14 protein-coding genes are annotated in these 14745 nt (G+C 46.7%); 9 read left to right on the forward strand and 5 right to left on the reverse strand.

What is annotated here, in order from left to right; genetic code table 11:
- Positions 1–45 precede the first annotated feature (45 nt).
- A complete protein-coding gene (dtd, locus tag EOPP23_RS02960) occupies positions 46–483 on the forward strand; it encodes a D-aminoacyl-tRNA deacylase (RefSeq protein WP_153764493.1) in 438 nt (145 codons plus the stop codon).
- A 62-nt stretch (positions 484–545) separates the two neighbouring features.
- Here dtd and EOPP23_RS02965 read toward each other — a convergent pair whose 3' ends face one another.
- The gene (locus EOPP23_RS02965; protein ID WP_228550588.1) at positions 546–1271 is read right to left on the reverse strand and encodes a glutathione peroxidase; all 726 of its coding nucleotides are present in this window, start codon (positions 1269–1271) and stop codon (positions 546–548) included.
- Positions 1272–1484: 213 nt separating this feature from the next.
- Positions 1485–3227, reverse strand: coding sequence for an arginine--tRNA ligase (argS, locus tag EOPP23_RS02970; protein ID WP_153764495.1), 1743 nt, complete (start codon positions 3225–3227; stop codon positions 1485–1487).
- A 509-nt stretch (positions 3228–3736) separates the two neighbouring features.
- Here argS and EOPP23_RS02975 point away from each other — a divergent pair.
- Together EOPP23_RS02975 and EOPP23_RS02980 are read left to right on the forward strand one after the other, a co-directional pair.
- On the forward strand, positions 3737–4339 hold the full coding sequence (locus tag EOPP23_RS02975) for an SPOR domain-containing protein (protein WP_153764496.1): 603 nt from the start codon (positions 3737–3739) through the stop codon (positions 4337–4339).
- On the forward strand, positions 4339–6429 hold the full coding sequence (locus EOPP23_RS02980) for a S9 family peptidase (protein ID WP_153764497.1): 2091 nt from the start codon (positions 4339–4341) through the stop codon (positions 6427–6429). Before EOPP23_RS02975 ends, EOPP23_RS02980 begins: the two co-directional genes overlap by 1 nt.
- A 55-nt stretch (positions 6430–6484) precedes the next feature.
- Here the strand turns inward: EOPP23_RS02980 and EOPP23_RS02985 are convergent, their stop codons facing one another.
- Entirely contained in the window at positions 6485–7114 is a 630-nt protein-coding gene (locus EOPP23_RS02985) for a hypothetical protein (RefSeq protein WP_194842474.1), read from the reverse strand.
- 179 nt (positions 7115–7293) lie between these two features.
- Here EOPP23_RS02985 and hslV point away from each other — a divergent pair, with 179 nt between their 5' ends.
- A complete protein-coding gene (gene hslV / locus EOPP23_RS02990; protein ID WP_153764499.1) occupies positions 7294–7839 on the forward strand; it encodes an ATP-dependent protease subunit HslV in 546 nt (181 codons plus the stop codon).
- Positions 7840–7962: 123 nt separating this feature from the next.
- Entirely contained in the window at positions 7963–9309 is a 1347-nt protein-coding gene (gene hslU, locus EOPP23_RS02995; protein WP_153764500.1) for an ATP-dependent protease ATPase subunit HslU, read from the forward strand.
- Between the two features lie 96 nt (positions 9310–9405).
- On the opposite strand, the gene EOPP23_RS03000 is transcribed toward hslU, so the two are convergent.
- The gene (locus EOPP23_RS03000; protein WP_153764501.1) at positions 9406–10593 is read right to left on the reverse strand and encodes a Wzz/FepE/Etk N-terminal domain-containing protein; all 1188 of its coding nucleotides are present in this window, start codon (positions 10591–10593) and stop codon (positions 9406–9408) included.
- A gap of 88 nt (positions 10594–10681) precedes the next feature.
- Between EOPP23_RS03000 and EOPP23_RS03005 the strand changes: the two genes are divergently transcribed.
- On the forward strand, positions 10682–11059 hold the full coding sequence (locus tag EOPP23_RS03005) for a gamma-butyrobetaine hydroxylase-like domain-containing protein (protein WP_153764502.1): 378 nt from the start codon (positions 10682–10684) through the stop codon (positions 11057–11059).
- Here the strand turns inward: EOPP23_RS03005 and EOPP23_RS03010 are convergent.
- Positions 11056–11553, reverse strand: a complete 498-nt coding sequence (locus EOPP23_RS03010) for a hypothetical protein (protein WP_153764503.1) — start codon at positions 11551–11553, stop codon at positions 11056–11058. The genes EOPP23_RS03005 and EOPP23_RS03010 overlap by 4 nt on opposite strands.
- A gap of 380 nt (positions 11554–11933) precedes the next feature.
- On the opposite strand from EOPP23_RS03010, the gene adk reads away from it, so the two are divergent.
- From adk to EOPP23_RS03025, 3 genes are all read left to right on the forward strand, one after another.
- Positions 11934–12584 (forward strand): adenylate kinase, encoded by a 651-nt coding sequence (gene adk / locus EOPP23_RS03015; RefSeq protein ID WP_153764504.1) that lies wholly within the window; start codon positions 11934–11936, stop codon positions 12582–12584.
- 181 nt (positions 12585–12765) lie between these two features.
- Entirely contained in the window at positions 12766–13437 is a 672-nt protein-coding gene (gene tsaB / locus EOPP23_RS03020) for a tRNA (adenosine(37)-N6)-threonylcarbamoyltransferase complex dimerization subunit type 1 TsaB (protein WP_153764505.1), read from the forward strand.
- Between the two features lie 115 nt (positions 13438–13552).
- Positions 13553–14356: an undecaprenyl-diphosphate phosphatase gene (locus EOPP23_RS03025; protein WP_370514600.1), complete on the forward strand. Its 804-nt coding sequence runs from the start codon at positions 13553–13555 to the stop codon at positions 14354–14356.
- Positions 14357–14745: the final 389 nt, after the last annotated feature.

Consider the following 14745-nt stretch of genomic DNA (forward strand, 5'->3'; position numbering starts at 1 on the left):
TTGAGGCACGAAACCCAACAATAGAAAGAATGGAGCAGTTTTAATATGCGTGGTTTGATTCAACGGGTGCAGTTCGCCAGTGTGGTAGTTGACGGAGAAACCGTTGGAGAGATTCAGGAAGGGCTGTTGCTGTTTCTGGGTGTTGAAAAGGATGACGATCAAGCCAAAGTAAATAAACTGCTGGAAAAAGTTTTGAAATACCGTGTATTCAGTGATGAGAACGGCAAAATGAACCTGGGTCTGAAAGATACCGATGGTGGTTTATTGATTGTTTCCCAGTTTACTTTGGTGGCCGATACCCGCAAGGGACTGCGCCCAGGTTTCAGCTCTGGTGCGACACCAGAGCATGGCGAGAAGATGTACGACTATTTCGTTTCTCGTGCCAGAGAACTTCATCCTGATATAGCAACCGGAAGATTTGGTGCCGATATGAAGGTCAGCCTTTTGAATGATGGGCCTGTGACGTTTAATCTGGAAGTGTAACTTTACAAGCTTTTTCAAAAGCAAAGCCCTGAATACATGCACTCAAGGCTTCGGTTCAAAACTTACTTAAAATAGGCTGCCAGTTCTTCTGAACCACCAATGTGCTCGCCAGCGATATAAACCTGTGGCCAGGTGAGTTGGCCACTCACAGCACGCAGGCTGCGGTTGCTGATTCCCTTACCCAGTTCAATTTCTTCAAACTCAATACCTTTCTCAACCAGCAACTCTTTAGCTTTTACGCAGAAAGGACAGCCTGGCTTACTGAACACGGTAGCAAAGGGCTTTTCAGCAGCATCCTTGTTGATGTAGTTCAACATGGTATCTGCATCAGATACCTTGAACGGGTCGCCTGGCTCTTCGTGCTCGATAAACTGTTGCTCAACCACACCGTCTTTTACCAGCATGGAATAACGCCAGCTGCGTTTACCAAAGCCAATCTCACTTTTGTTGACCAGCATGCCCATGCCTTCAGAGAACTCACCGTTACCATCAGGAATCAGGGTGATATTGTCGGCATGAAGATCTTTCTTCCATTCGTTCATAACAAACGGGTCGTTTACGGACAGACAGATAATGTCATCCACACCGTTCTCTTTAAATACTGGTGCCAGTTCGTTATAGCGAGGCAGGTGGGTAGACGAACAAGTTGGAGTAAAGGCACCCGGAAGGGCGAAAAGAACAACGGTTTTACCCTTGAACAGGTCGTCACTGGTGACGGCTTTCCAGTTTCCGTTTTCCAGTACAGGAAACGTTACGGAAGGTACTTTCTGACCAATACGATCTTTCATACTCATGGAGTTATCCTCGGTAAACAGTGCTGTAGCCCTTGGTAAACGAACTAAATCAGCAGGTGTCTGAAAATGTCTTGGATTAAAGAGTAAGTGATATTTGTTGATTGGTATAATAAATTTATATTTGGATAGCGATAGATAATACTAATCATTGATGCTTGTCACAGAAGCATAGAGGCTAATGCTTCTGTGACAAGCAAGGGGGAAGTTTTACATCTGCTCTACAGTTTCAATACCCAACAGATCCAGACCCGTCTTCAGAGTTTGAGCAGTCAGAGCGCAAAGCTGCAGACGGCTGTTTTTAACGTCAGCTTCAACACCGTCCTTGTTTACCGGACACTGCTCGTAGAAGCTCATAAACGCACCGGACAGCTCGTACAGGTAGCCACAGATAATGTGTGGCATTCCTTCACGGGCTGCCTGCTCAATGGTTTCGCTGAAGCGTGCAAGCTTCAGAGCCAGATCACGTTCAGTCGCTTCAGTAATGTTGATCTTGCCAGTCAGGTCGGATTCAGCGACACCCGCCTTACGGAAGATGCTCTTCACACGAGTGTAAGCGTACATCAGGTAAGGTGCAGTGTTGCCTTCAAAGGCCAGCATATTGTCCCAGTCGAACACATAGTCGCTGGTGCGGTTCTTTGAAAGGTCGGAGTACTTAACAGAACCCATGGCAACTGCTTTGATCACCTGAACCTTCTGCTCTTCAGACAGATCAGTTTCCTTGGAAGCAATCAGACGTGCGGCGCGTTCTTCGGCTTCGTCCAGCAGATCGACCAGCTTGATGGTGGTGCCGGCACGAGTTTTGAACGGCTTGCCGTCTTTACCCAGCATCATGCCGAAAGCATGGTGTTCAGTACTGGTTTCTTCAGTGATAAAGCCAGCCTTACGGGCAATGGTGAAGATCTGGTCAAAGTGCTGACCTTGACGGGCATCCACATAATAAAGAATACGGTCAGCGTTCAAAGCATTGGTACGATGGCGTAGAGCTGCCAGATCAGTTGTGGAGTAGAGGAAACCACCGCCGGACTTCTCAACGATAACGCCCATTGGGTCGCCATCCTTATTCTTGAACTCGTCCAGGAATACGACTTTGGCACCCTGATCTTCTTTCAGCAGCCCTTTGTTATCCAGCTCCTGAATAATGGTTGGCAGGCTGTCGTTGTAGGCACTTTCGCCCATAACGTCTGAAGGAGTCAGTAGTACGTTCAGACGCTGATAAACGTCCTGGTTGTGAGCCAGTGTGATATCAACCAGCTTGCGCCACATCTTCAGGCAGTACTCGTCGCCGCCCTGCAGCTGAACCACGTAGCCACGGGCACGGACGGCAAAGTCTTCGTCTTCATCAAAACGTTTCTTGGACGCCTTGTAGAAGGTTTCCATATCAGACAGTTCCATCGCCTGAGCTTCCTGGCTGTCCTGCTCCAGTTCTTCCAGGTGAGCAATCAGCATACCGAATTGTGTGCCCCAGTCGCCCAGATGGTTCTGGCGAATCACCTTGTGACCCAGAAAATCCAGAGTACGGGCAGAAGCGTCACCAATAACCGTGGAACGCAGGTGACCCACATGCATTTCTTTGGCAACGTTAGGCGCTGACAGATCAACAATCACGGTTTGAGGTTGAGCTGTTTTTGCAACACCGACACGTTCATCGTTAACGGCTGGTTGCAGGCTGCTGGCGAGCCATTCCGGTGCCAGATGAATATTGATAAAACCTGGGCCGGCAATTTCAGTCTTTTCAGCAATACCTTCCAGGTCAAGCTGGTCGATCACCTGCTGAGCCAGATCACGGGGTTTCATGCCCATTTTCTTGGCGGCGGCCATCACAGCATTACACTGATAATCACCAAAGTTGGCACGGGCACTGGCCCGGACCATAGGAGCTGTATCTTCCGGAGCACCAGCCGCTTTCAATGCGCTGATGACTCTGTCTTCAAGCAGCTTGAGAATATTCATTCAGTAAATCCTTGGTTCAAAAGGTATCAAAATCTTTGCAATGACAGCTTTGATGAGCTGACTTCAGCATAAAACGGGTGCAGCCTGCTTTTTATTGTCCGGCCGTCTGGTTTTGCGTTGGTAGCTCTCTACTGGGAACTCTCTGCTGGACAGCCTGTTCAGTAGCAGCGTCGTCGCAGGCCAGACCAATTCTTTGAGGTGGTGAATTCGCCTTGATGATTAAGGCGAGTGCCGTCAGCGGACAGCTTTTGAGGTGCCGTTGTGCTGACTGGGGAATTGGTAAGAGAGTGGATTTTCATAACCGGAAATAATAGCGAATAAACCCTGTTTGAGACAATAGAAAGCAATGCAAACCAGCACATTCGTACTTATATATCGTCGTGATACTATGAGGAGTAAGAACCCGGACATACGAATTTACAAGCTATTGCCCACCGCCTCGGTGGGCAATAGCTGACTGGATATTCGATTACATGTGTCCACATACTATGTAATCAGTTGGTGCCATCATGAGTTCCCGTACACCTTCAAACAGAGGTGCCCGTAAAGGTGCTTCAAGGAAGAAGACTTCCACTCAACGCAGACTGCCAGCCTGGCTGCTGTTGCTGACAGGCTTTGCCGCCGGTTTTTTTGTTGCGTTTTTAATCAAGCTGACACCAACCCCTGTGGATGTAGTGGTTGATAGCAGTAACAAAGACGCTTCCAGGCAGAGCTCTTCTGAGGCAAGTCCGGTATTTGATTTCTATACTGTGCTGCCCGAATCTGAAGTGATTCTACCGGTGGAAGAGCCTGAATCACAGCTCCGCGTGCAACCAGCCAAACCTGACAAAGCTAAACCTCAGGTAGCTGCTGCAAAGCCAAAGCCAGCAAAGAAGCAGCATAAATACTTGCTTCAGGCAGGCTCTTTCAGAAGCAGTCAGGATGCGGAACGATTGAAAGCGAGATTATTACTGGCAGGTCAAACACCGAGAGTGGTGAAGGTCACCATAGGTTCCGGCGAAGCCTGGCATCGGGTTCAGCTGGGACCCTTTGAAACCAGTGAAAGTATTGATCAGGCCAGAAAGGTTCTGGCAGAACATAAAATTGATGGCCTGTTATTGAGAATTAAATAATGACCCTGAAAGCACCGGTTGCTCAGAAAATTGACCATATCATTAAGCAGCATGGTCAGGAGCGAAACGATCCTTACCACTGGCTGCGCGATGAAAACTGGCAGAAGTTTATTCAGGGCGATATGGATTTTGCTAACCCTGAGATCAAAGCCTATATCGAAGCCGAGAATGCCTATAAAGACGCCGTGATGGCAGAGTACAAAGGCGTTCAGAAAAATCTGTACGACGAGATTCTTTCAAGAGTGAAAGAAGACGATCAGTCCTGCCCGATTAAAAAAGGCGACTACTTCTATTACTCACGGGAAGAGAAAGGCAAAAACTACCCGATTCTTTGTCGCAAGTTTCAGTCACTGAGTGCCAGTGAAGAGATTTATTTTGACGTCAATGTTGAAGCTGAAGGTCATGATCTGTTTATGACAGGTGCTGCTTCCACCAACAGAAGCCAGACTTTTTATGCCTACAGCTTCAATCTGACTGGCTCTATGGAAGCCACTATCCGTGTCCGTGATCTGGCAACAGGTAAGGATATGGATTGGGAGTTCCCTGACAGTACCGGTTCCTTTATCTGGGACGACGATGAGCACTTATATATCGTTGAAAGAGATGAAGCTTCCCGTGGGCGGGATGTTTATCGAGTTAATATCCACAAAGGCTATGAACAGCGTGAGTTGATCTTCTCCAAGCCGGAGAAGTACGACAGCATGTTTATGTCGCTGTCGAAAACCAATGATCGAAAATACTACTTGCTGAATCTCGACAGTGGTTCAACTCACAGTGTCTTCGTTTCTGAGGCTGGCAGTCATCAGTTCCATGAGTTTGCCCTGGGAGAAAATGATGTCTCTTTCACTCTTGATCATTATCAGGACGAGTTCTATATCCTGACTAATGAAGGTGAAGCCAACAACTTCAAAATACTGAAGAGCCCCGCTCAGCGTGAGAAGTGGGGACAGGAACACTGGCAGGAGTTTCTGCCAGAAGACTCTAAACTCTGTCTGAACAGCATTCACTTCTACAGTCATTATCTCGTTTCTGAAAAGCGTAACAACGAAAAGGCTTTGGATGAAATTGTTGTCAGGGATATGAACTCCGGCAACGAGCGGGTTATCTCGATGCCGGATGAAGCCTACAGCCTTGAATTTATCGGTGCCTGGGATCATCAGTCGACAAAGGTCATGTTTGACTACGAATCTCCTGTCAGACCTGAACAGGTTTTTGAACTCAACCTTGATTCAGGTGAGACAGAAAGTATTTATACCCGGGAAGTCCCCAACTTTGATTCAAGCCAGTATGTGGTGAAACGTGAGTTTGCCAAAGCCCGTGATGGCGAAAGCGTACCGTTGACGATCATTCACAGAAAAGATCTGAAGCAGGATAGTTCTGCCAAAGCGCTGGTATACGGCTATGGTTCTTACGGCTATGGCATGTCAGCCGCTTTTTCAGGAAAGTTATTCAGTCTGGTAAATCGTGGTTTTGTCTACGCTGTCGCTCATATTCGTGGCGGTGATGAAAAAGGCTACCAATGGTATCTCGATGGCAAAATGGAAAAGAAGATGAACACCTTCCATGACTTCATCGACTGCTGCGAACACCTGATTCAGAATCAGTACACGTCCAAAGGTCAGATAGCCATCAATGGCGGCAGTGCCGGTGGTTTACTGATGGGCGCTGTTACTAATCTTCGCCCTGACCTGTTTGGTTCAGTTGTCGCAGATGTTGCTTTCTCTGATGTGATCACAACCATCAGTGATGCTTCCTTGCCACTCACTCCTCCTGAGTGGGAAGAGTGGGGCAATCCAATAGAAAGCAAGATTGACTTCGAATACATCAGCCAGTATTCCCCCTACGACAATATCAGCGCCGCTGATTACCCGCCCATACTTTTTAACTCGGGCATCTCTGACGAACAGGTCACCTACTGGGAACCTGCAAAAATGGTGGCAAAGCTCAGAGAATATAAAACCGACTCCAACCATATATTGCTAAATATGAACATGGGTGCAGGGCATGCGGGAGCCAGTAAACGTTATGAATGGATTGATGAAGTGGCGTTTGATTATGCGTTTATCCTGAAGTGTTTTGGCATGGTCTAAAAACCTCTAATGCGGGGCTGTGCTTTAGCTCGAACCCCGCATTTTTTCAGAGCGATTACTTTAGCGACAGTAATCCTTCTACCATGTCAAAGCCATATCGCTGGATGGCATTGGCTTCTCTATATCGTCCGCTTACCAGCCCTGTTCGAATATATTTCCAAATGTGTCTGACTTTTTTCATTTCGCTGGTTGGTGACTCGAACAATCGGTCAATGTCGCTGATGGCTTCTTCTGCAAATGGATACATACCCAGTAGCTCTTTACTGTCTTCATCGCCAGATAGAAAGCTGTAAAGAAGAATCAGATCTAATAGTTTCAGGCTTGTTTTCAGATTAATGTCGTTGACGGGATGTGAATTCTTTAACGATGCCTGAAGGTGGTATTGAAGGGTTTCAAAGGTATTCTGGTTAGCCTGATAGGTCTCATTTGAGAAATGATCGAGCTGTCGTTTTTCAGAGAGCATCAGACTTCTTTTTTCCAGCCATTCCAGCAATACAGGATCGCTATTTTTCTGTCTTTTAAGTGCAGAAATATAAGGTGATATCTCTGTAGGCTCATTAGTCCATGTCATGGACTGGATTTTGTAGGTAGTGATTAAAACCTCTTCAGTAGACATCCTGGCAAATACTGAAAGGGTGCAGGTGCTCAGACCCAGTATAAAAGTCGTCACTATGAATCTTCTCATGCTATTCCCTCATGCTTGAAAAGTGTTTTTGACCGTAGATGTTTTTCTTATTTGTTTCTATTATAGATATTTAGTTGCGATAGAAACAATTGAAATTTTATTCGTTTCCCCTTGTTATTTGCAGAAACTCCCCAATATTAAGAGTCTGAATCAAGCTATTAAGCCAAAGGAGTTCACCTTTGAAACAGTATCGTGGCACCACCATCCTGTCCGTCCGTAGAGCCGACAGCGTGGTTGTAGGCGGTGACGGACAGGTCTCTCTTGGTGATGCCGTCATCAAGGGTAATGCTCACAAAGTTCGTCGCCTCTACAAAGGTAAAGTCATTGCCGGTTTTGCCGGTGGCACCGCTGATGCCTTTACCCTGTTTGAACGCTTTGAAGCCCAGCTGGAAAAGTACCAGGGCCGCCTTGAAAAGGCCGCTGTTGAGCTGGCCAAAGAATGGCGTACCGACCGCACCCTGAGCCGTCTGGAAGCCATGCTGATTGTCGCTGACGCCAGCGCTTCTCTGGTTATTACTGGTAACGGCGATGTTATGAACACTGAAGATGGCATTCTGGCCATCGGTTCCGGCGGTTTCTTTGCTCAGTCCGCAGCCAAAGCCCTGTATGAAAACACTGAATTGGGCGCGAGAGACATCGTTGAAAAGAGTCTTGCCATTGCTGCCGACGTTTGTGTGTACACCAACCACAATCGTGTTATTGAAGAGATCAAGCTGGAAAGCTGATCAACAGAATTAAAAGCAACGCTGTTCGTATGTGTCTAAATGTGCAGACACACTTAAACGAATTTGTATGTTCTTCACATAGAAATACCTGCTGAACAGTGTTGATTAGGAAGAGTTGAAAGCATGTCAAATATGACTCCCCGCGAAATTGTCCATGAGCTGGACAAGCATATTGTTGGACAGGACGACGCCAAGCGTGCAGTAGCTATTGCCCTGCGTAACCGCTGGCGTCGTATGCAGCTGGACGAAGAGCTGCGCAACGAAATTTCACCAAAGAATATTCTGATGATCGGCCCAACCGGTGTCGGTAAAACAGAAGTGGCTCGTCGTCTGGCTAAGCTGGCCAACGCTCCTTTCCTGAAGGTAGAAGCCACCAAGTTCACCGAAGTGGGTTATGTGGGCCGTGACGTAGAATCCATCGTTCGTGACCTGATGGACGCTGCGATCAAAATGCTGCGTGAGCAGGAAGTGGAACGGGTTAAAAGCCGTGCTCTGGATGCAGCTGAAGAACGTATTCTGGATGCGCTGCTGCCGCCAGCTCGCAGCTTCTCTGAAGAAGCTGAAAAGCCTCAGGATAATGCTACCCGTCAGGTGTTCCGTAAGAAACTGCGAGAAGGCCAGCTGGACGACAAGGAAATCGAAATTGATGTCCGTGAAGCTGCCGCTGGTGTTGAAATCATGGCACCTCCTGGCATGGAAGAGATGACGTCTCAGCTGCAGAACATGTTTTCCAACATGAACACGGGCAAGCAGAAGAAGCGCAAGCTGAAAGTTAAAGATGCCTTTAAACTGGTACAGGACGAAGAAGCGTCCAAGCTGGTTAATGAAGATGAACTGAAAGCCAAAGCGGTTGAATCGGTTGAGCAGAACGGTATCGTTTTCCTCGATGAAATCGATAAGGTTGCCAAGCGCGCTGGCGCGGGTGGTTCAGGTGGTGATGTTTCCCGTGAAGGTGTTCAGCGTGACTTGCTGCCACTGATTGAAGGTTGCACTGTTTCTACCAAATACGGCATGGTCAAAACTGACCATATCCTGTTTATCGCTTCCGGTGCTTTCCATCTGGCCAAGCCGTCTGATCTGATTCCGGAACTTCAGGGTCGTCTGCCAATCCGTGTGGAACTGAAAGCTCTGAGCACCGCCGACTTTGTTCGTATTCTGACTGAGCCGGATGCTTCTTTGACAGAGCAGTATCAAGCGCTTCTGAAAACAGAAGAACTGAACATCACTTTTGAGAAAAGCGGTATTGCTCGTATTGCGGAAGTGGCCTGGACAGTGAATGAGAGCACCGAGAATATCGGTGCCCGTCGTCTGCATACGGTTCTGGAACGTCTGCTGGAGGAGATCTCCTATAGCGCAGCAGACCTCGCCCTGGAGCATAAAGACTCACCGCTGATGATTGATGCTGATTACGTCAATCGTTACCTCGGTGAGTTGGTTCAGGATGAAGATCTGAGTCGTTACATCCTCTAAGGGTTGACTTGTTATATTGCTTGCCCGCTTTCAGCGGGCAAACAATTATTTATGACAAGCATTTATAGCAGGTAACTATCTCTTACAAACAACCTATTAAGCAGGATCAGCCATAAGCTTTTGCATCTGGTCGGCCTGTTCTAGTCTTTCCTTTCTGCCTCGAATAGCAATCTTCAATAAAGCTGCGAATACACCAAGCATCAGACCTAGAATCAGACCTATGGCTACGATCAGGGTTTTCTTGGGTTTACTGGGTAATACTGGAACTGGTGCTGCCTGCTCTAGTGTATAAGGCTGGATGGCATCAAAATCTACTTTCAGCAGGTTAAGCTGCTTTAGCTGGAAAACCAGAGAATCGACACCGCTGATATAGGCCTTTTGAGTTGCAGTTCCAGCATTCTCCAGGCTATAAAATCGATATTGATCAAGACGGTTACTGACAGTATCAATTCTGGATTTGAGAATTTTTGAGCCCAAAAGGTAGCTTGCATTGTTCAGAACGGTAGGTGTTATTTCGGAAGTTCTCAGTTCTTTAATATCGCCAGCAATGGCACCTTTAAGAGCTTCTTGCAATTCAGTTAATCGCTGCTGATTAGCAGATTTAAACCTAGCTTCTTTTCTTTTTATTTCTGTTAATAGCTGTTTTTTTACAGTATCGACTGAAGATAAATAACTATCTTTCAGTGATGCAATGTATTGCGCTTTAGCCTGAGGAATCAGCAAGTCATTAATTACACGAGCAGACTCTTCAGCTTTTCTTGAGCTGTAGCTTACGGTTGTTCTGGAACCTTTCTTTTCTACTGAGACAGATAATTTTTTAAGGAAGTTTTTATAACGGCCTTCGACAGCTTTTTCATCAGGTGCAGCTCCCTCGTTTGTAGGCATTCTGAATAAGGCTGACTGTTTGAATGCTGAGCGTTTAGTTGCAGGGCTGGTCAGAAAACGCTGAAAATCCCTGTAGCTGGTTTCCTGGCCAATATAGAGGTTTTTAAATAGTGGGTGTTCCTGCTGTTTTTCTTTTTCTTCAGTTGAGCTTTCAGAGGTTCTCTGGAGTCTACTGATATGACTGTTCCATGTATTCAGGCTGCCTTGGGGAGGGATGTTAACCACAGCATGAGTTGTATAGCTTTCAGGTAGCATTAGAGCAACGGCTACCGATAGCACAGTGGCCAGTACACTAATAAAAATAATGAAAAGTTTTTGTTTGTACAGATTTTCTGCCAACTCAAATAAGTCTATCTCATCATCGTGGCTGACTGTATGAATTAAAGGAGTATTCTGCACTGCAATCCCTGCTGCTTTATAATTCCTTACTATTTTTATGTCATAGTGCAGCGCATACCTCAATAGGAATATCAGGAAAGACTTTTATATGCAGGCTCAAATACCACAGAAGTTAAATGTCCGTGAGTCATCTCGAGAGCTGGAACTAATGTACGGCAATGGTGATGCATTCTGTTTGAGTAGCGAAATGCTTAGAGCCCTGAGCCCATCAGCCGAAGTCCGTGGCCATGGTCAGCCAGTTTTACAAGTAGGTAAAAAAAATGTCCAGATCACCGGCATTGAAATGGTTGGTAACTACGCCATCAAGATTATTTTCAGTGATGGTCACGACAGCGGCTTATATGACTGGAGCTATCTCTATGATCTTTGCATTAATAAAGAACAGTACTGGGATGACTACCTGCAGCAACTCCACACTGCAGGTGAAAGCAGAGACCCTGCAGTATCTATAGTGAGGCTGGTCTAGCGGGCGAATCTTGCCAGTTGTGGTTTCCAGAGAAACACAGCCTTGTCCCATGAACACTTATAGAGCTGCATCATGGTTTTCTCGTTGTGAGTCATTACTATCTGGTAGCTGATAAAATCAGTAGCCGGTTTGCTGGTGAGAATAATAGTAGCTGGCCTGCTCATCAGAATAGGTGTGCCTCCCAGCTCTTTAGTCTGCTGATAGAGAATATTCATGATGGTACTCAGATTGCCATTTTCCGGGTCGTAGGCAAAATTATCATCGAAAGAGATACGATAGGTTCTACGATCCGGTGGCAGGTCACTGATGTTTTTATCCAACTTGCAGTTCTTCAGATCAAGGTAGCCTGAAGGTGAGCGGTTATTCTTGATCGCAGAAACTAACCAGCGATGCCCCATAATTTTACTGTTGGGAACGCTGACTGCGGTTTCAGGAATCAACAGCAGTGAAAAAGTAAAAGCTGTCATAGTGACTGAAGAGAGCAGGTTCTTCATTTTTTGTATCTCCAGGCAATCAATGATCATCAGTGCACTGTTTTTTGTTGATGGTTTTTCATCGAAAGTGCTATCGGCCAGTCACATTTTTTTTCCTGTTAAATATCAAGGTGTCAGAACAAAATTGATGATTTTATGGGCAATAATGGTGATTGTTGGTAAAAGCGTCGCGATATTGAACAACTTGTCATAGAGCCTGTATCTGTATATCCTTTCGGCCTTTTACACATCGTCAATCAACAGTTTTCGCGCACGAAACGCAGTACTCCTTGCCGTGAAAATCATTTCCTCACCTCCTCTTCATAGATAGGTGACGAAATGATTTTTGCGTGTATGGCTGTTTCGCCAGTCGAAAGCGTTGTAGACAGGAGCCTTTATTCATGAGAGTGATTCTGTTGGGTGCCCCAGGCGCTGGTAAGGGAACTCAAGCCCAGTTCATCATGGAAGAGTTTGGGATTCCCCAGATTTCTACCGGTGATATGCTGCGAGCTGCTATCAAGGAAGGGTCTGAGCTTGGCCTGAAGGTTAAAGCGGTAATGGACTCCGGAGCTCTGGTAACGGACGAGATCATTATTGATCTGGTTAAAGAACGTATTGCCAAGGACGACTGTGCCAACGGCTTCCTGTTCGATGGTTTCCCGCGCACTATTCCTCAGGCTGAAGCACTGCGCGAAGCGGGTGTTGCAATTGATCACGTAGTAGAAATTGCTGTTGCTGATGAAGAGATCGTTCAGCGTATGGCGGGTCGTCGTGTTCATCCTGGCAGTGGCCGTACTTACCATGTTGTTTACAACCCACCACAGGTTGAAGGTAAGGATGATGTAACCGGTGAAGAGCTTATTCAGCGTGCTGATGACGTTGAAGAAACCGTTCGCAAGCGTCTGGGTGTTTACCATGACCAGACAGCACCACTGGTAGATTTCTATCAGAATGCTGAAGCTGACACTCGCTATGCCCGTATCGAGGGTGTGGGCAGTGTTGACGATATCAAGACACAAGTACTGAGCTCTTTGAAGCCTGTTGCTGCTTGATAGCGTAAGCTGTTGGTTTAAGAAAAAGGGACGCAATGCGTCCCTTTTTCCGTTAAGTGTGTGGCACTCTTCATCGATTAGTCAGCCGTTATTTACTCGCCGCAGGCGGGTAAATAACCTATTTATGTCGATGTCTGAAAATTGAGACGTTTGTTCATTCAAGAGCTACGGATAATTTGTAATGAAGTTGTTAGCGCTGGATACAGCGACTGAAGCCTGCTCGGTTGCCCTGAATATTGATGGTGAAATTATCGAGCATTTTGAAATGCTACCTCGCCGTCACAGTCGTGAGCTGCTTAAAATGATTGAGCAGTTACTGGCTGATAATAATCTGAAACTGTCTGAAATGAATGCTTTAGCTTTTGGTCGTGGTCCGGGTGCGTTTACGGGCCTGCGAGTCGCAACGGCGATGGTTCAAGGGTTAGCTTTTGCAGTAGAAAAGCCTGTGGTTGCTGTATCTACGCTTCAGGCTCTGGCTCAGGAAGGCCTGCGTCAGCACAAGGCTCAATCGATTCTGACAGCCATTGATGCCCGTATGGGAGAGGTGTACTGGGGAGCTTTTCGTGAGCAGAGTGGTCTGATGCAACCAGTGATAGAAGAAACGGTTGTGGCTCCAGCGCTGGTAACTATGCCTGAAGGTGATGACCAGTGGTTTGGCATAGGTACAGGCTGGCAGTTCCGTGATGAAATTGCTGCGGTCGTTACTGGTTGCCAACCAGAGGCTTATCCTCGTGCTGGGGATATTGCTTTACTGGCAATCAGCGAGTTTGAAAGGGGGAATGCTATGCCTGCTGAACAGGCAATGCCTGTATACCTGAGAGATAAGGTCGCTCTGAAAAAGAGTGAACGTTAAATACAAAAAATTCCCAGCCTAACGGTCAATTATCCGCCAAGGCGGGTAAGTGACCATTTAAAACTCGATTAGGTGTGTCTGCACAATTAATCGAATCCTTTTTGGAGAGTACTCTGTGGATAGTCTGCAGATAATAATTCTTGCCCTGATTCAGGGTATTACCGAGTTCTTGCCTATTTCCAGCTCCGGGCATCTTATTTTGCCTGCGCAGTTGCTGGGCTGGCAGGATCAGGGACTGGCGTTTGATGTTGCGGTTCATCTTGGAACGCTAGCCGCAGTCGTTGGCTATTTCCGTAAGGACCTGATGAATATTGCCTTTGACTGGTTAGGCTCTCTGGCCGGTAAGGAGAAAACAGTTAATAGCCGTCTGGGCTGGTATCTAATTTTTGCTACTTTTCCTGCGGTACTGTTTGGTCTGGCATTAAAGGCTGTTGGCCTGGATGAAGCCATGCGCACCGTAGCCGTAATAGCTGGAACTACTTTGATCTTTGGTGCTTTGTTAGGTTACGCAGACCTGAAAGGTAAGAGAGTTCAGCCTTTGGAGAAACTGTCCTTTAAACAGGCAATGATCATTGGTTTTGCTCAGGCTCTGGCTTTGATTCCCGGCACTTCTCGTTCAGGTATCACCATGACAGCGGCTCTAATGTTGGGGTTAACCCGCGAAGCATCCGCTCGTTTTTCTTTCCTGCTTTCTATCCCGGTGATTCTGGGAGCGGGTCTGTTGCTGGTTCTGGATTTATTGCAGGACACCAGTTCTATTGATTGGAATGTTTTACTCAGTGGAGCTGCCGTTGCGGCTGTCAGTGCCTGGATTTGTATTCATTTCTTCCTGTCCTTTATCAACCGTATTGGTTTGATGCCTTTCGTTATTTACCGCTTTATTCTTGGCGCAGTTCTGCTTTGGGTAACCTTAGTGTGAATTTATATCCATAATCGATCACACTGATTTCGATTATGGATTTAAACATTGTTTCTAAAAACTTGCTTCAAAGCAGTTGATCAATCCTTTAAACAGGCTTTACTTCAACAGACGAACCTTCTGCCTAGGGGTTGTTGAGGTTTTATTGCGTGCTCAGCCAAAGCCAGAGTTTCCGTGACTAGGCGTAGTGGTGCAGGAATACTCATGTCTTTCAAACCACTGCAACAACGGCACGGGAATTCTGGTTTTGGCCCTTCGGGTGGTTCGTAAAGCGGCCTTCTGACTGCGTTGGACTGGCTTGATGTAGAATACTACACGCTGCACCAGCCCGCCTTGCAGAAGACCGCTTTACGAACCACTGAGCTCGCGATAAAACCTCAACAACCCCT

Origin of the sequence: Endozoicomonas sp. OPT23 (genome assembly GCF_009653635.1) — a bacterium.
Lineage (GTDB): Bacteria > Pseudomonadota > Gammaproteobacteria > Pseudomonadales > Endozoicomonadaceae > Endozoicomonas_A.